This window comes from Marinomonas sp. MED121, assembly GCF_000153025.1.
GTDB lineage: Bacteria > Pseudomonadota > Gammaproteobacteria > Pseudomonadales > Marinomonadaceae > Marinomonas.
The window spans coordinates 671,921-688,045 of sequence record NZ_CH672429.1 but is presented as its reverse complement, the minus strand read 5'-3'; the positions used below and the strand labels follow the sequence as shown (position 1 = coordinate 688,045).

The window sequence follows — 16,125 nt, the reverse complement described above, 5'->3', positions numbered from 1 at the left end:
TTCGACTTTATTGTTCATAAATATAAACACTGAGTCTATTTTATGGTTATTGTTTAATAATCTTTGTGTTTCTAAACTAAGTCAACTTTATCGCGCTTTGAGCGCTTTTTAACACTTAGGAGTAATACGAATGACTTGTTTAGTGATTGTTGAATCAAACTTAATCGACCTTGAAGAGCTAGCTAAATACAGTGAGCAAGCCGTGAAAACGCTTGCTGCTTTTGATGGGCACTTTATTACCAAAGGGGATGTGGAAGTACTTCACGGAGAAGCGGCCTTTGGGAAAAAAGCGGTTATTCAGTTCCCAAATAAAGACGCCGCTCGTAATTGGTATGAAAGTGATGCATACCAAGCACTTATTCCGCAGCGGGAGAAAGGCATGAAGAGTCAGTTCCATTTGGTTTAGTCTTGCACTTGCTAGAAAATGAGTGCTTTCCTTTTATCTACTCTCTTTATGATTTTTATAAAGGGAGTGGATTAATTTAAATCTTGTTTCCTTGTTTCCTTGTTTCCTTGTTTCCTTGTTTCCTTGTTTCCTTGTTTCCTTGTTTCCTTGTTTCCTTGTTTCCTTGTTTCCTTGTTTCCTTGTTTCCTTGTTTCCTTGTTTCCTTGTTTCCTTGTTTCACTTGGTTTCCTTGATATTTTACTAAAAGCCTAGTTAATGTTTAATTAGGCGAACTGTGTATCAAAGTCTGCAAATAACTAAAGGATATTAGGTATGAGCGTTAATAATGTTGTTTCTGATAAGGGTTGGATAGATGTCGTTTTGTCACTATTAGATTGGCCTTTTCTTTTTTTCGTTGGTATTAGTGTATTCGTTTGGGTATTTAGAGCCAACATAGTCAGCTTATTAGGACGAGGTGATATTCAAATAAGTTGGGGAGAGAATCGGCATATCAAGCTGACAGAAATATCAGAAGGTGTTGATGAAGAGCTTGATCCTTTGAAAGAAGAGCTGCAAGTACTCAAAGAAAAGGTGGCAAAGTTAGAGTCGACTATTATGAAGGCTGATAATCCTCAGGTTAAAGTGGTTGAAGTACCTGATGAACTCAGTATTGAGCAAAAAGAAATCGCAAAGCGTACGATGATTTCAGAATTACTAAATGGAAGGTATCGTTGGCGGTCCATTGAGGTTCTATCGAAAAAAGCTGGCATTGATGAAAAAGAGACTTTAAATATTTTAAGGGCATCCGTTGCCGATATTGTTTTAAGTACAGGTAAGACGGGTAATCAGATTGCTCGGCATATCACAAGATAATGAGCACCTAAAGCGTTTGTGAAACCTGGTTCTGATGGCATTATTAGAGCATTATTAGGTATGGCTTTAACGATTTTCTCGTAAACACAGGAAGCTAACATGATACAACTCATCCTACTATTGCTAGTGGCCTTTGCTATTTTGATGCTGCTAAAGATGGCTAAGAACACGAAAAGCCAAAAAGCGACCTTGGAGGAAGCTAGAACAGTGGGTTTGCAGGAGGCGAGCCTTCACATCAATAACCCCATATTGTTGGAAGATTATTCTCAAGCTAAGGGGCTGGAGATGGAAGTATTAGCCTCATTTATCGAAGACGGGAAAATGCCTTATTACCTTTGGTATCAATATACCTTTGTCGAAAACCGTGAGCTTGTCCATGCACGAAAATAGGCTTTAATCTTCATTTTAATTGGTGCGAATTTTTGTTAATCTTCAAAAGCTCGCCAAAGCATTCGTGTCCGCGAAAAGGGCTGCGCCCGGCATAGAAACCTTATTTTATTAACCTTTTTCTTTCTGAGGGCGGACACAGATAATGAGAAAGAGGTCTTTATGAATACTCCCTTCAGGCTCAACCTTGAGCAGCAAAAAAAGCGTGCAAAAGAGTTACTAAAAAGCTTTGATAAACACGACGTCGAGGCGATTGAACGCTTTGTCGAACACCACCCTAAATTGCGTTTTAAAGAAGCCAGATTAGAGGTTTTTTCTGCCAAACTCACCGACGCTCAGCTCGTCATTGCTCGTGAATTAGGGTGTCAGACCTGGTCACAATTACGTCATCACATTAGCTTGATGGGCGCCTTGCAAAGACAAATTGATCAGACTGATAAGGTGGATGATGAAGCGGAATCTTGTCTGCATATTCGCTGTGGTTCTGATATTGAAAAAGCCCTTAATCATGCTGGCTTTAGGGGGGCATTTTTAGAGTTTTCTGACCCTTTTTGCGTAGGTCCTGTTACCTATGATTATGACCTTGAGCAAAGGGCACATTTTTTATATGAAAGTTACTGTAAAGAGTATATGGAGCAAGATTATGCTCAGGTACTGGCAGATTTAAGCCTCCGTTTTAAACGGCTGAAAGCGAGTATTAAGGGGGATCAGCATGTGGTGCTCTGGTTTGAACATGACCCTTATGATCAGTTTATCCTCATCTATATTCTCAGTTTTTATCACCGTTTTGGCTTGCCTAATAAACTTTGGTTGGTCACCACTAATGCTTTCCCAGGAGGGGCGAGATTTCAAGGTTTAGGACAATTACCCCCAGAAGGATTACGTTTGCTTTGGCAAACTAAGCAAGCTGTAACACCTGCATTATGTCAAGAAGCAGATAGGCATTGGGCTGCTTTTACCCATCCCAACCCGCAAGTATTTCATCAATATGTGCAAGGGCTTGCTGTCAGTCATTTACCTTACTTTAAAACTGCCGCATTAAGGCAATTACAAGATCAACCCATACAAGCAAATCAGTTGCCGTTAACCCAGCAATTCATCCTAGAATTATTGTCTGAATCTGGGGCTCAAACTGCGGGACACTTGTTTAGACATGTCATGACTCAAAAAGAGCCTTTGCCTTTTTTAGGAGACATCATGTTTTGGCATATTTTACAGAAGATGGAAGCATCTGATTTGGTTCAGTTCGCTGATATGCCTGAGCATTGGCCTAAAACCCTGATCAGGCTTAACTAAATTTTGCTTAGCGAAATTTTTCATCGCTAGATTCTTTGTTGCTAAACCCTCATCGTTAAACTCTTCATTTCTAAATAACCCAATGAGCTCTTAATTGAGCTCATTTTTATCCTCTTTTTTAGATTTTCTTTCTGCATTCGCTTTTCCATTTAAAGGCGCGTCTTTCGGCTTTAGATGGGAGGAGGTTGGTTTTTTTTAAGTGATTTGATCATAAAAATTTAACCTGTTAGATCAAGAAAATGCTTACTTTTAGGTATTTTTAGATAAGTTGCTTACGCAAATTTAACAAAAAGATGCTTAACTTCACATTATACTAATATTAACTTTTATTGATTTTTTCAGTGCCCTACATGGATGTTTTTGGCTAATCGCAACTTTTTATAAGTATTTAGCAGATAAAATAGGTGTACAGCATGTTTGAAAATCTTAGTTTTAGAATAAAGCTCACTATTTTACTTTGTTGCACGATAACAGGTTTTATCCTTGTTACCTTGGTCTCGCTTAATGGTTTGCAAACTCAGCAAACCACTTCCAGTCGATTACAAACCCTCTCTAATATCGAAAGCAATTTAGATTCCCTTGCCTTTTCTATGATGGAAAAACACGATGGCATGTCTGTCATTAATGATGAGAATTATGAGGCTTATATTGAATCGATTAATGCTAATAAGGAAAGCTACTTAAGCAGTCTGCAACAGGATATTGAGAATATAAAAACAGAGCAGGGGCGTAATGAGCTTGATCGTATTAAAGCGAGTCTCTTGAGCTATTCAGATTCCTTGATCAATATTATTGAGCAAAGGCACCTTTTAGGCTTTGATCGAAAGTCTGGCATAAAAAACCGAGTACAAGCACAAGGTGATATTGTGTTGGGAGAAATTGCTTTTTTAAGCCTGGTAAAACGTGAGTTTGTGCGGGTTCGAGAAGCCGAGAAAATTTATATTTTTGAAACTACTGCTGACAACAAAGCCATATTGGAAGAAACGTTTGAAGGTTTTATTAAACGTATTCAAAACTTCGGCTTAGAAGAGAAATTTGGTCCTAATATTGATTTATATTTAGTTGAAATTGATAAGTTAACTCAGCAATATCAAGCAACACAGGCTGCTGAAGCAGTTTTCCTAGATCAAAAGACGCTCTTCTTAACTAATCGCACTTCCGTATCTGATTATCTAAAGAGTTTAACTCTGGAGGCTGAAAGCTTAGCGAATAAGAGTTTTGATAATGCCAGCTATACCTTAATTTTAGTCAGTGTTTTGGTTGCCGTATTCTCTGGTTTGATTATGCTTGCGATTGGTAAAAGTGTGAATCGAACCTTAGGCGAAATAATTCGTGATTTAGTTAAAGTAAAAGAGGGAGATCTAAAGGTAAAATTAGCGATTAATAACAAGCGTAATGATGAATTTGATGCCTTATGTGGTTCAGTAAATGATATGTCAGAAGGTTTAAATACTGTGGTCAGTGGCGTGGTAACAACCACAACGGATGTGAATGAAAAAGTCGCAAACCTTCATCAAGCGGTAAATAATATTGCTGATAGTAATCAATCCATTAATACACAAACCCGCTCTCTGGTCGTTGCTACAGAAGAAATCTCTACCAATATTTCTAACATCTCGGATACCACTGACAATTTAAGTAATCAGTCTAAAGACACCTATGAGTCAGCAAAAAGTGGTGCGAAAACAATGGAAGAGGCTCTTCATAATCTTTCAAAAACCACTGAGTTTGTGAATAAAACGGGTGATCAGCTTAACGAGCTGGGACGTTTATCCTTGGATATTGATAGTGTTATTTCCATGATTAATGATCTCGCTGAGCAAACCAACTTGTTAGCATTGAATGCGGCCATTGAAGCAGCAAGAGCGGGTGAGGCGGGCCGAGGTTTTTCTGTGGTAGCCGATGAAGTAAGGGCCTTGGCAGAAAAAACCGTGGATGCCACTGCTAGAATTACCGATATTGTTGGCACTATACAGACGTCAACAAACTCTGCTATTACCACCATGAAAACAGGCCAAGAGAATCTGTTAGCCATTGAAGCATCAGGTGAAAAAGCCGAGAAAGTCATGCGTGAAATTGAAAACCTTGCTAAAACAGGGGCAGAATCAGCGAATAACATGGCTCAATCTATTTTAGAAGTTTCTAAAACGGCAGTCTTGATGAATGATGATATGGATAAGATAGCTCAGCAACTACAGGTAGATACTTACTCTATTTCAATTATTTCAGATAACACTGATCAGATTTATCAATTAGTTGAGCATTTGGATAAAAAAACCAGCGTTTTTGTGATTGAGCAGTAATTTGTTTATCTAGGGAGCCTGCGATTAAGTCCGACCATTCAGTGTATGGATAAAGTAACCTATTGTTTTATTTAAGTTAGCTCAAGGATGAGCCTTTAAGCCTTTGTCTCAAACTTGACTGCCCTTTAATATTTAATTCTTTCATCTCTTATGCTTTTTCCTGTTCTATTTTTTTCTAGATAGGGGATACTAGTTAGGCTTCATTTTAAAAGTATCAATAGGATCTAAGCATGAGCATTAAAACAGCCATAGTGGGTTATGGCTTTTCAGCAAAAACTTTTCATATTCCTTTTATTACTACTTCTGATGCGTTTTGTTTTGATAGTGTGAGTAGCTCTCAAAAGGCGTCTGTTATAAAGGACTGGCCTGAGGTCAATCATTATCAAACTGCAGAAGAGATGATCACTCAATCAAATTCGGACTTGGTCATTATTACTGCCCCCAATGATGTGCACTATGCTTTAGCCAAATTAGCCCTAGAGCAGGGGAAGCATGTGTTAATCGAAAAACCTTTTGTGACTCGCTCACAAGAAGGTGAAGCCCTAATTAAGCTTGCCCAAGAGAAAGGCTTGTTACTGAGCGTGTATCAGAATCGTCGTTATGATGGCGACTTTTTAACGGTAAAACGTCTCATTGAGGAAAATAAGTTAGGCGAGGTGAGAGTGTATGAATCGCACTTTGATCGTTTTCGCCCTGATGTCCAAGAGCGCTGGCGAGAAACCGCAAGCGATGGCGGCGGTATTTTGTATGACCTTGGGCCTCACTTATTAGATCAAGCATTAACCTTATTTGGCTTGCCTAAAAGCTTGAGCGCAAGCTGTAAACAAATGCGAAAAGGGGCAAGTGTTACTGACTACTTTCATTTAACGCTGCATTATCCTGAGTGTGAAGTCATTTTAGTCGCCAATCTTTTTTGTCCTGGCCCTAATCTAAGGTTCCAAGTACAAGGCGATAAGGGAAGCTATGTAAAATACGGGCTTGACCCTCAAGAGGATTGCTTAAGAGCCGGCGAACTTCCCTTGGGTAACCATTGGGGTTCTGAAAGATTATCTGAATATGGCAAGTTTTATGATGCTGAAATCGCTGAATTGATCCCTACAGAACAAGGTTGTTATCAGAACTTTTTTGCCGACCTTGCTAAGGCCATTGAAAGTGGTAACCATGCTTTAATGGGAGCGGAGCAAAGTTTAAATACCATTAAACTGATCGAACTTGCTTTAGAAAGTGAAGCGAAAGGTCAGCGTCTCCCTGTAGACTTTAGGTAAACTAGGTCTTTTTTAACCCGCTATCTAAAGTGTAACTAGGCTTATAGTGTCTTCTCTCTTAGTTATTAGAAATGTGATTTAGTGTATAGAGGCGTGATTTTATGAGCTCTGACCCTAACTTGTCTCATTTGGTTAGCCAGTCTTTCTTCGTTAGAGAGGCTGGCTAAGGTGATACTTGTTTTAACTCTTCTTCTTGTTGATTGATTAAAAAAGCCAGTTTACGTACTCCATCTTCTCGGGCTCTCATATCCTTTTCGCTAAAATTTAATCGCATACAATGGCGGTATTTACCGGTCGCTGAAAAGAGCGTACCTGGGGCGATATTAATCCCATTTTGTTGGCTCACCTGTCCCAGTTTTACCACATCAATGTGCTTGGGGAGTTCAATCCAAAGTAAAAAGCTTCCTTCTGGAAAACTAATCTTGGTTTCGGCCGGAAAGTACTTATTCAGTGTTTGGATAAAGTGATCTCTGGCTTGTCGGTATTCTTGACGAGAGCGTCTGATATGTCTGTCATAGCCCCCTGTTTTGATAAAGTCTGCAATGGCTAGCTGTGGCAAAGTAGGGCACATTGAATTGCTGACATATTTAATGTGGGTAACCTTATCTCGGTATCGTCCAGGGGCTATCCAACCAACTCTCAAACCTGGTGCTAGGGTTTTTGAGAAAGAAGAGCAGAACATGACACGCCCATCTTCATCAAAGGTTTTAATCGTCTTTGGCCTTGGAAATTGGTAGGAAATATCCCCATAAATATCATCTTCAATAATGGAAATATCATAACTTTGTGCCAGTTTATAAAGCTTTTGTTTGTTCTCATCTGGCATGGTGTAGCCAAAGGGGTTGTTACACGTTGGTGTCACTAGAATAGCTTTAATAGGCCATTGGTCTAAGGCTAACTCTAAGGCTTCTAAGCTTAAGCCTGTGACAGGGTGAGTGGGTATCTCAATAGCCTTAAGGTTGGCTGCTTTAATTGCTTGGATTGAACCATAAAAGCTGGGGGATTCAATGGCAATGATTTCTCCTGCTTCAGCCACCGCTCTTAAACAAACCGACAGGGCTTCTTGGCAACCCGAGGTGACAACCAAATCATTAGGGTGTAGATGACAACCAAAACCCAAGGCAAGGCGACACAGCTGCTCTCTTAACACTAATGCACCTTTTACATCACCATAGGTCAAGCTATCACTAATATTATGTTTGGTTAGATCGGACAGCTTTTTAAGCAGAGGTTTTAATGATGAGCTCTCCATATTCGGCATAGCATGCTGCAGCTGAATGTTTTCTTTATCGTCTTTGTTAATCAATAAGGTTAAAACTTGTTCCCACTGGGAGACTTCCATGGGTCTTTGAGGGGGGCGAGAGATTTCCGGCAAGCTGTGATTGTTCGTATTGGGTGTCGCAAAATAACCTGACTTAGGTTTGGCTTCAACCAAGCTTTCCATTTCAAGGTGACGATAGGCCTCCTGTACGGTTGAAATGCTGACGTCATGTTGGCTGGCAAGTTGTCTAACAGAGGGCATTTTATCTCCCATCTGAAAGTAACCTTGTTGGATGTGGTTTCTCAGTTCATTTGCCAGCTTTTGATAGAGTTTCATAATAATGTATCAGCATTTTTTAAGTGGTATTTAGAGATATTAATCAAGATAACGGGTTAGTTCCAATACAGATTGATCTAAAAAAGACAATACAGGGCATTTTTTATCTCATCTGTATGCTTTAAATAATTATAAATTGAGTCTGTATTGTTTTTCTATCATTTCTTACACTGTTTGTATTGAATCAAGATAGATTCAGTTTTAACTCTGAACTTAAGTAACTGATGTAATAGAAAAGGAGAAGACGATGCTATTAATTGCTTTATTACATAATATCCAAGGCGCCATGAAAAATTATGCTACACGCCGCCAACTGGCTCATTTATCTCATTTTCAATTGAAAGATGTGGCGATTACACGAGAAAATGCCCAAAAAGAAGTCAAAAAGGCGAATGTTATAAGCTTTCTAAAAGAAAGCTTTAAGCGTCGATCAGAGCGGGAGGAGCCATAAATGGAACTTTCATTCTTTTTTGCCATAGGCCTATTTGCTTTTGTGATGTCGGTAACGCCAGGTCCTAATAACCTTATGTTATTAGCGTCAGGTGCTCAGTTTGGTTATATGCGCACCTTACCTCATATGTTTGGTATCATTATTGGTATGGCATGCCTCATCGGCTCTGTATTGGTTGGCTTAGGGGCAGTTTTTGAACTGTATTCTGTTTTATATGACATATTAAAAGTGCTTGGTAGTGCTTACCTTTTGTGGTTAGCTTGGAAAATTGCTAATGCACCGACTGATGATAAGGTGTTAGCGTCCGATAAACCGCATACGTCTCAACCTATGCGTTTATATGCGGCTTCACTATTTCAGTTCGTAAATCCGAAAGCTTGGACAATGGCAATTGGTAGTGTGAGTACTTTTACCTTAGCGGGTGACTTGTATTGGCAATCAGGGCTTTGGATTATGCTGGCTTTTGCCTGCCTTGGCTTTATTGCCATTAGCCTATGGGCGGGTCTGGGTGTTGCGATTAAACAATGGCTAACCTCGGTTAGGCGTAAGCAATACTTTAATTGGTTTATGGGTGGCATGACGGCGGCGACTTTAATTTTTATTCTGATGGATTAACCTGATTTTACTGATTGGCTTACGGACCAACAAACATACATCAGCTTTGTGCTGCCCAAGTGCACAAGGCTGATAGATAAGACGCGAAAGATTATGAGCAAAGAGACAAAGCAGCTTGAAGAGATAGCGCCCATTACTCAAACACCTGATAATGGTATTGATAAAGAGGCTGTATGGAGTGTGTACTTGATTCGGACACGCTTAAATACCCTGTATGCTGGTGTGACCACTGATGTTGATAGACGCTTTCAGGAACATGCATCTAATTCAAAAAAAGGTGCTCGCTATTTAAGGGGAAAAGGGCCATTGGCATTAATGTGGCATCAGGAAATTGGTGACAAAAGAGAGGCTATGTCACTGGAATATAAAATCAAACAAATTGATCGCAAGAAAAAGCTTTCTTTGATCCATGGTTCTCTCACCTTGGATGATATCTTTGATCTTCCAAAACGCTAAGTTTATTCGAAAGCCGATAAATTACTATGTCACTTTATAATTTATTCTTATGCCTATAAGGTTTTGTTGGCATTATTCATAACTAAACCTTAATTTTTTATTTATCCTGCACTTTGAGCTCCTGGCTGATAATGGATTTATCAGCTCAAAGGTGAATTAATCAAAGAGTAGGTGAGATGAATAAGCTGATTTTAATTGTGATTGATGGGCTAAACTATCAAGTTGCCCGTGACTGTATGGGGTTTTTAGCTGCGTTAGAAGCCGCAAAGCAAGGTTGCTTTTATAAAATGCAGTGTGAGTTACCTTCTTTGTCTCGTCCCTTATATGAATGCATTTTAACAGGGCGAACCCCTTTAGAAAGCGGCATTCTTGATAACGCTACGATTCGTTTGTCCACTGAACAAAGTATTTTTCATCTTGCACAAAAGACGGGGCTAAAAACCGCAGCGGCGGCTTATCATTGGATCAGTGAGCTTTATAACACCTGCCCATATGATGCGATCAAGCACAGATTCACTCATGATGAATCCCTGGCGATTCAAGCTGGCATCTTTTATCATCAAGATCAATATCCAGATCATCACACCTTGTTAGACGCCGAACATTTAAGGCAAAAACATGACCCGGATTTTTTACTCATTCATACCATGAACATAGATGATATTGGCCATAAATTTGCGTTAGATAGCCAGCAATATCGTAACTCAGCCCGTCGCATGGATGGTTACTTATCCCACTTTTTACCCCAATGGTTAGAGCAGGGTTATCAGGTTATGATCACGGCAGACCATGGTATGAATAATGATCGCTCACATGGAGGTACACTCGCTGACGAAATTGAAGTACCCTTTATGGTCCTTGGACAAGGTTTTAGCCTACAAAAAGATTTGCAAATAAAGCAAACAGATATCTGTGGACTAGCCTGCCAAATACTCGGTATTGAAGGGCATGACAAAGCAATTGCCCCGTATATTTTAAGGCCTTAGCATGACTGATCTGCATATCTTTGACTTGGATGAAACTTTAATCTCAGGTGATAGTTCTTCTTTATTTTGTGAATTTATTTGTGAACAGGGCTGGATGGATAAAAGCCGTTTTTTGGCTGAAGAAACGCGCTTGATGGATCTTTATCATAAGGGTGAACTCCTGATGGAAGACTATGTAAAGCTTCAGATTGAACCCTTAAACAGCTTAACTAAGCCCTTAATCGATGCTGGAATTCAAACTTTTGTGAGTCAGGTTATGTTGCAAAAGTTTTACCCTCAAGCGGTGGAGTTGCTGAAAAGAATTAAGCACCAAGGGGATGAAATCTTGGTAATTTCAGCCACGGTGACCTTTTTAGTTAAACCGATTGCAGCCTTATTAGAATTAGATAATGTGCTTGCTATCGATCTGGTAATGGATGAAAACGGCCTGCCCACCCATGAAATTGCAGGGCAAGTTAGCTATCGAGAAGGTAAGGTTATTCGCCTTAAACAATGGCTAGCAGAGCAGAATCGTGAGTTTGAGCACACACACTTTTATTCAGATTCAATTAACGATTTACCATTACTTGAATATGTCGACTTTCCTATTGTGACTAACCCTGATGAGCCTTTGACACACATTGCCAATGAGAAAAAGTGGCCTATCTTAGATTGGCGTCGAGATGAGGCAATATCGACCGAAATTTATCGCTCAGAAAATTCGACAAGCTAAGTTTGTCATATGAGTATCAGTCTGTCTGAAATTCGTGCCTTTAATGCCGTGGTTGAGCATGGCAATGTGACACGAGCAGCCAGTGCATTATCGGTGAGCCAACCTGCAGTGACGGCACAGATTCGTAAACTAGAGTCTCGTTCGGGTCATTATCTGCTTGAAAGAACGCCAAATGGTTTTGTGTTGACCAATCAGGGTAAACGCCTCTATCAAATTTCACGACAATATACTGATTTGGGTAATGCCTTAGATGATGTTTTATCGGGTGATACCCAAACGCCTCTCGCTAGCATTAAAATTGCTACGGCGTCTGCACTTATTTTTATGCCACTATTGGCCGAATTTAGACGCCAATATCCGGATACTTGTATTGATATTCATTCAACCACAAGTGCTGAGTGTCAGACCCTATTGCTTAACCGAGAAGTTGATGTCGCGTTATTTCCTTTGAGAGATAAAGCGCCAGCTTTATCTCACTTTGCCTTTTATCAACATAAGCTTAAAGCGATAGTGCCCAAGGGAAGTCCGTTAAGTGAATTGAAAGACGTCAGCATCAAAGCGTTAGCCTTACATCCATTGATATTTTCCGCCCATACTTGTTACACCCAATTTTGCTTGGATGACTTACTCCTATCCCAGGGCATTAAAGCGACAAGCCAGATACGTTTGGATCAAAGGCATGAAATCTGTGAAGCCGTGATACAAGGGTTAGGGGTTGGTTTTGCCTTTGAGGGTGATATTCGAGCGGATGAAAGATATCAACTGCTTAATATTATTGAAGCCGATGAGCCTGCTGTTGAGCATGTGGTTTGGTTAAAGAAACGCAGTATCATGCCAGCAGTGCAAGAATTTGTGCAGTTAGCCCTTGAGCAAATTGCGATTAAAAAAGATTAGTTTCCTTGCTATTTTGAATGCTCACTTTAGTCTCAGATCATATTTATAAGCCTTATTATAAAGACTGAATAGCAAGGCTTGTTTTGCATCTTTTCTCAGCCTACACTGGAGCTCGATAACAATGTTTAAGGCTGAAAATGAGCGTGTTTTTAGTATTTTCAGTACTGTTATTTAGGGCGGTGCGATTTCGTTTTCATTGAGTCTTTCCTTCCTTAACACCTTAGGGATAAATAGAGCTTTTTATGATTAGTCATATAGATCATCTAGTGTTAACAGTTTCAGATATTGATGCTTCCGTTAAGTTTTTTGAAGAAGTGTTCAGCATGACTCCCATCACCTTTGCCAATGGTCGTAAGGCGGTCAGTTTTGGTAATCAGAAAATCAATTTTCAAACTGCTGGGCAAGAGATGCGCAATCATGCCCTTGAAGGTTCAGGTGACCTTTGTTTGATTGCAAGCGTGAGTCTTGAAGAGGTTATTGAACAGCTAAATCAACACAATATAGAGGTGCTAGAAGGACCTGTTGAAAAAACAGGGGCGATGGGTCCTATGATGTCTGTGTATATTAATGATTTGGATAATAATCTGATCGAAATAAGCCGCTACCCTGAAAGTGAAACAGCGACTCAGTCTGACTAAGACAAGCTTTAGTTTATAAGGCTTGTACTAATTGTCTTAATTTGGCATAGCTTTGATCTTGATAACGAGCAAAACCGGATAAGCGTTTTGCTCGACATTTTGTCAGATAAGGTGTGCTGATCCCGGCGAGAAAGCGGCACTTGGTATCCAAACTCATGCTATCCGGGTGAAGTTTAAGGGATGACTGAAAAGCGCTAGCGAGCTCGCTGAGATCTTGTCTGACTTGCTCTGAGTCTATGTCGTTCTCATTCATTTCATGTCCGCTAAGCTTGCCTATGCTATTTCCTAAGCAGCTTGAGCAGTGGCCACATTGGGCTTTTACGCCTTTCTTCTCAGTGCTTTCATTTTCAACGCATTTATTTCTTAAGACCTCATCGCCAAAGCTTTCATCTCCAAAACTCTCATCACCGAAACTCTTGTCTCCAAAATAGTGCGCCAAACTTTTGTTTAAGCAGGTATCTTGTTCGAAGAAGGCAATGAGCTTAGCTATTCGATCAATTTCTGCGCCTTCCTTTTGTTTGAAATAGTCACTAAGCTGAACCGCAACTTGTTCCTTTTGAGACAGGTCATATACCTCATAAACTTGTGTTAACTGTTTTGTTTCCAGCTCGATCAAACCTTTTTCACTTAAGTAATCTAGGGCTTTAATTGCTCTGTCTTTAGCCTCTTGTGCCCAAAACTCAAAGTTAGGTTCGCCCCAGACTTTTTTGAATTTGGTCGCTTCAAAAACCTGCATTAAAAAAGCAGATCTATCGGCATCAAACTGACTGAGTACTTGTGCCATAGGGGTGACAAACTTGTAGCGAAAATGCGCGTAATAAGCGTATTTAGGGCTGATAATGCCCATTAGCTCAAGCTGTACGAGCAATGTTTTTAACGGAAGTTGACGAATATTGGTTTCATTAGAAAGCGCATACAGCTGCATTTCCCAAGTCAGAGTACGTTGCATCACACTCTGTTGATCAATCAGATCTAATAAATAGGCAATGCTTTCAAGTTCTGGGGTATCCCCATAAACAAAGTTTTCTAAGGTAGAAAGGCCTTCAAGGTTCGCCAAGGTGACACAATTTGAGGCTTGCCCATCTCGACCTGCACGGCCAATCTCTTGGCTATAGTTCTCGATCGACTTTGGTAGATCATAGTGAATGACATGACGAATATTGGATTTGTCGATTCCCATGCCAAAGGCAATGGTGGCTACCACGGTATTGAGCTTGCCTGACATGAAGTCTTGCTGGATTTGCTCACGGCGTTCGCTATCTAATCCTGCATGGTAGGCCTGAGCGGAGACTTGGTTGGCTCTTAGCCATTGGGCGATTTCTTCCGCACTAAATTGTAAGGTGACATAGACAATGGCTGGCTCTGCTTCATTTGTGTTGGGTGAAAGGTGTTGTTGCAATGCATTTAACAAGGCTGCTTTTTTGTCCACTTGAGGGACGCTTAATACAGTTAAATTCAAGTTGGAACGATAGAAGCCTGTTTGCACTATATGCTGTTCGTCTATGGCAAATTTTGCCGCCATATCTCGTTTTACTTTAGGGGCCGCTGTCGCAGTTAAAAGCAGTACTAAAGGAATGTTGAACTGGCGTTGGTAATCTGGGAGCTTTAAATAATCAGGGCGAAAGTTATGGCCCCATTCTGAAATACAGTGAGCTTCATCGACTACCAATAATGAGATAGACAGGGTGTGCAGGAAGTTACGGAAGCTCTCATTATTAAAACGCTCTACCGACACCATAAGTATCTTGATTTGGCCTTCACGGACTTGCCGCATAATGTCGCGATTTTGATCCGGTGTTTGACTTGAATCTAAACTGGCAGCACCTATGCCTTTGCTTTGTAAAAACTCGACCTGATCCTTAATGAGCGCCAGCAAGGGTGATACAACTAGTGTAATACCACTAAGTTGAGTCGCACTGAATTGATAACATAAGGATTTACCTGCCCCTGTTGGAAAGATAGCTAGGCTAGATTGCCCTGCTAGAACTTGACGGACACATTGCTCTTGTCCACCACGAAATTGATCAAATCCAAAGTGTTGCTGTAGGGCAGGTATGAGGTTCATAGTTAGCTAATTTATCTTATGTTGGTGTGAGTTTGTTTTTAATCTATTGGCGAGCTCAGTATTGCTTAGTAAGCAGGCGCAGCAAGTTTGCCCCAGTCTTGTATGATGAGTTCTAAATCATTTAAGAGGTTGAGCCAATAGTCTTCACCGCTAAACCAAGGGAAGGCCATCGGGAAGGCGGGATCATCCCAACGGGCATTTAACCAGGCGGCATATTGTACTAAACGTATGGCTTTTAGACTGTCGATGAGTTCTAACTCTTTTTCATTAAACTCAAAATAGCTTTCATAGCCTTCAATTAACTCACTCAATTGCTGTTTTTGCTGGGCCAGATTACCTGAGAGGTGCAACCATAAATCTTGTACTGCAGGGCCTGTTTTCGCATCATCAAAGTCGAATAAATAGATAGTATCAGACCCGTCAACGAGTAAGTTGGATCTGTGACAGTCCCCATGTATTGGGTATTGCTTAGCAGGCCAATACTTATCTACTTGAGTTTGAATAAGAGGTAATAACTTTGCATGTATTTTATCCATTCTTTCTCTAAGAAATTTAGGTAAATGCTGACACACTTTTAATTCTTCTATCGCTTTGGTGAAGTCTGCAACGGGTGCCATGGCTGGACGTGTTGTAAAGTCTGCTGTTTGTAACCCTTGGTGGATTTGAGCCAAGGTTTCACCGGTAACAAAAAGGTGATCCATATTATCCGCATCAGGGGCTTTGCCGATCAGTTTGTCATAAACACAGAAGTAGAATCCCTCATATAAAAACAGGCTCTCTCCTTCAATTTGCTTAGGGGCAATCACCTTAATGTCGGCCTGAGCGAGAGCAAAAAGCGCATCATGCTCTTCTAGAATTTGCTCTTTGCGCCAACGGTTTGGACGGTAAAATTTAGCAACTAAGGGTGTGCTGTCTTCAATACCAACTTGGTAAACCCGGTTCTCATAACTGTTAAGGGGGTAAATTCTGGCGTCGCACCAAAGACCAATGCTTTCAACGGCATTGATGACAAAATCTGGAGTGAGGGCAGAAAAGGGATGATCAGACATAAAGTGCTCAGTTAGCGTAAAAAATAAAACAAGGAAATAACAAGGTAAAGACTGTCTAGAGTAGCAAGCCCATAGGTATTAGCGCCAGTGTTTGTTACTTTAATCATACCTTCCCTAAAGCGTGCTTCACCTAAGGAAGCTGCGATTAAGCAT

16 protein-coding genes are annotated in these 16,125 nt (G+C 40.3%); 13 read left to right on the top strand and 3 right to left on the bottom strand.

The window, feature by feature from the left end:
• The first annotated feature begins 130 nt into the window (after nt 1-130).
• From MED121_RS03120 to MED121_RS03095, 6 genes are all read left to right on the top strand, one after another.
• Nucleotides 131-406 carry a DUF1330 domain-containing protein gene (locus MED121_RS03120; RefSeq protein WP_009832146.1) on the top strand — a complete coding sequence of 92 codons (276 nt, stop codon included), beginning with the start codon at nt 131-133 and terminating at the stop codon, nt 404-406.
• 312 nt (nt 407-718) lie between these two features.
• Nucleotides 719-1,258 carry a hypothetical protein gene (locus MED121_RS03115; RefSeq protein ID WP_009832144.1) on the top strand — a complete coding sequence of 180 codons (540 nt, stop codon included), beginning with the start codon at nt 719-721 and terminating at the stop codon, nt 1,256-1,258.
• A gap of 99 nt (nt 1,259-1,357) precedes the next feature.
• Entirely contained in the window at nt 1,358-1,648 is a 291-nt protein-coding gene (locus MED121_RS03110; RefSeq protein WP_009832143.1) for a hypothetical protein, read from the top strand.
• A 159-nt stretch (nt 1,649-1,807) separates the two neighbouring features.
• The gene (locus tag MED121_RS03105) at nt 1,808-2,941 is read left to right on the top strand and encodes a DUF1835 domain-containing protein (protein ID WP_009832142.1); all 1,134 of its coding nucleotides are present in this window, start codon (nt 1,808-1,810) and stop codon (nt 2,939-2,941) included.
• A 413-nt stretch (nt 2,942-3,354) separates the two neighbouring features.
• Nucleotides 3,355-5,244 carry a HAMP domain-containing methyl-accepting chemotaxis protein gene (locus tag MED121_RS03100; RefSeq protein WP_009832141.1) on the top strand — a complete coding sequence of 630 codons (1,890 nt, stop codon included), beginning with the start codon at nt 3,355-3,357 and terminating at the stop codon, nt 5,242-5,244.
• Nucleotides 5,245-5,474: 230 nt separating this feature from the next.
• Nucleotides 5,475-6,509: an oxidoreductase gene (locus tag MED121_RS03095; RefSeq protein WP_009832140.1), complete on the top strand. Its 1,035-nt coding sequence runs from the start codon at nt 5,475-5,477 to the stop codon at nt 6,507-6,509.
• 163 nt (nt 6,510-6,672) lie between these two features.
• Here MED121_RS03095 and MED121_RS03090 read toward each other — a convergent pair whose 3' ends face one another.
• Complete coding sequence (locus MED121_RS03090; RefSeq protein WP_009832139.1) at nt 6,673-8,106, bottom strand: PLP-dependent aminotransferase family protein; 1,434 nt, start codon at nt 8,104-8,106, stop codon at nt 6,673-6,675.
• 247 nt (nt 8,107-8,353) lie between these two features.
• On the opposite strand from MED121_RS03090, the gene MED121_RS03085 reads away from it, so the two are divergent.
• The 7 genes from MED121_RS03085 to MED121_RS03055 all read left to right on the top strand — a co-directional run bounded on the left by MED121_RS03085 (nt 8,354) and on the right by MED121_RS03055 (nt 12,858).
• Nucleotides 8,354-8,557 carry a DUF1127 domain-containing protein gene (locus MED121_RS03085; RefSeq protein ID WP_009832138.1) on the top strand — a complete coding sequence of 68 codons (204 nt, stop codon included), beginning with the start codon at nt 8,354-8,356 and terminating at the stop codon, nt 8,555-8,557.
• Nucleotides 8,558-9,172: a LysE family translocator gene (locus MED121_RS03080; protein WP_009832137.1), complete on the top strand. Its 615-nt coding sequence runs from the start codon at nt 8,558-8,560 to the stop codon at nt 9,170-9,172.
• Nucleotides 9,173-9,265: 93 nt separating this feature from the next.
• The gene (locus MED121_RS03075; RefSeq protein WP_009832136.1) at nt 9,266-9,628 is read left to right on the top strand and encodes a GIY-YIG nuclease family protein; all 363 of its coding nucleotides are present in this window, start codon (nt 9,266-9,268) and stop codon (nt 9,626-9,628) included.
• A gap of 176 nt (nt 9,629-9,804) precedes the next feature.
• Nucleotides 9,805-10,614: an alkaline phosphatase family protein gene (locus MED121_RS03070; protein ID WP_009832135.1), complete on the top strand. Its 810-nt coding sequence runs from the start codon at nt 9,805-9,807 to the stop codon at nt 10,612-10,614.
• A 1-nt stretch (nt 10,615) separates the two neighbouring features.
• The gene (locus MED121_RS03065; RefSeq protein WP_009832134.1) at nt 10,616-11,326 is read left to right on the top strand and encodes an HAD family hydrolase; all 711 of its coding nucleotides are present in this window, start codon (nt 10,616-10,618) and stop codon (nt 11,324-11,326) included.
• A gap of 9 nt (nt 11,327-11,335) precedes the next feature.
• Complete coding sequence (locus tag MED121_RS03060; protein WP_009832133.1) at nt 11,336-12,220, top strand: LysR family transcriptional regulator; 885 nt, start codon at nt 11,336-11,338, stop codon at nt 12,218-12,220.
• A 242-nt stretch (nt 12,221-12,462) separates the two neighbouring features.
• Entirely contained in the window at nt 12,463-12,858 is a 396-nt protein-coding gene (locus tag MED121_RS03055; RefSeq protein ID WP_009832132.1) for a VOC family protein, read from the top strand.
• Nucleotides 12,859-12,871: 13 nt separating this feature from the next.
• Here the strand turns inward: MED121_RS03055 and MED121_RS03050 are convergent, their stop codons facing one another.
• Nucleotides 12,872-14,923 (bottom strand): RecQ family ATP-dependent DNA helicase, encoded by a 2,052-nt coding sequence (locus MED121_RS03050; protein ID WP_009832131.1) that lies wholly within the window; start codon nt 14,921-14,923, stop codon nt 12,872-12,874.
• A gap of 65 nt (nt 14,924-14,988) precedes the next feature.
• A complete protein-coding gene (locus tag MED121_RS03045; RefSeq protein WP_009832130.1) occupies nt 14,989-15,972 on the bottom strand; it encodes a serine/threonine protein kinase in 984 nt (327 codons plus the stop codon).
• Nucleotides 15,973-16,125 lie beyond the last annotated feature (153 nt).

What these genes read in the sequence shown, in the direction of transcription:
- MED121_RS03080 (WP_009832137.1), top strand. Translation starts at nt 8,558, where the DNA reads ATGGAACTTTCATTCTTTTTTGCCATAGGCCTATTTGCTTTTGTGATG.
- MED121_RS03045 (WP_009832130.1), bottom strand. Translation starts at nt 15,972, where the DNA reads ATGTCTGATCATCCCTTTTCTGCCCTCACTCCAGATTTTGTCATCAAT.
- MED121_RS03055 (WP_009832132.1), top strand. Translation starts at nt 12,463, where the DNA reads ATGATTAGTCATATAGATCATCTAGTGTTAACAGTTTCAGATATTGAT.
- MED121_RS03120 (WP_009832146.1), top strand. Translation starts at nt 131, where the DNA reads ATGACTTGTTTAGTGATTGTTGAATCAAACTTAATCGACCTTGAAGAG.
- MED121_RS03050 (WP_009832131.1), bottom strand. Translation starts at nt 14,923, where the DNA reads ATGAACCTCATACCTGCCCTACAGCAACACTTTGGATTTGATCAATTT.
- MED121_RS03065 (WP_009832134.1), top strand. Translation starts at nt 10,616, where the DNA reads ATGACTGATCTGCATATCTTTGACTTGGATGAAACTTTAATCTCAGGT.
- MED121_RS03090 (WP_009832139.1), bottom strand. Translation starts at nt 8,106, where the DNA reads ATGAAACTCTATCAAAAGCTGGCAAATGAACTGAGAAACCACATCCAA.
- MED121_RS03110 (WP_009832143.1), top strand. Translation starts at nt 1,358, where the DNA reads ATGATACAACTCATCCTACTATTGCTAGTGGCCTTTGCTATTTTGATG.
- MED121_RS03060 (WP_009832133.1), top strand. Translation starts at nt 11,336, where the DNA reads ATGAGTATCAGTCTGTCTGAAATTCGTGCCTTTAATGCCGTGGTTGAG.
- MED121_RS03070 (WP_009832135.1), top strand. Translation starts at nt 9,805, where the DNA reads ATGAATAAGCTGATTTTAATTGTGATTGATGGGCTAAACTATCAAGTT.
- MED121_RS03100 (WP_009832141.1), top strand. Translation starts at nt 3,355, where the DNA reads ATGTTTGAAAATCTTAGTTTTAGAATAAAGCTCACTATTTTACTTTGT.
- MED121_RS03115 (WP_009832144.1), top strand. Translation starts at nt 719, where the DNA reads ATGAGCGTTAATAATGTTGTTTCTGATAAGGGTTGGATAGATGTCGTT.
- MED121_RS03105 (WP_009832142.1), top strand. Translation starts at nt 1,808, where the DNA reads ATGAATACTCCCTTCAGGCTCAACCTTGAGCAGCAAAAAAAGCGTGCA.
- MED121_RS03085 (WP_009832138.1), top strand. Translation starts at nt 8,354, where the DNA reads ATGCTATTAATTGCTTTATTACATAATATCCAAGGCGCCATGAAAAAT.
- MED121_RS03075 (WP_009832136.1), top strand. Translation starts at nt 9,266, where the DNA reads ATGAGCAAAGAGACAAAGCAGCTTGAAGAGATAGCGCCCATTACTCAA.
- MED121_RS03095 (WP_009832140.1), top strand. Translation starts at nt 5,475, where the DNA reads ATGAGCATTAAAACAGCCATAGTGGGTTATGGCTTTTCAGCAAAAACT.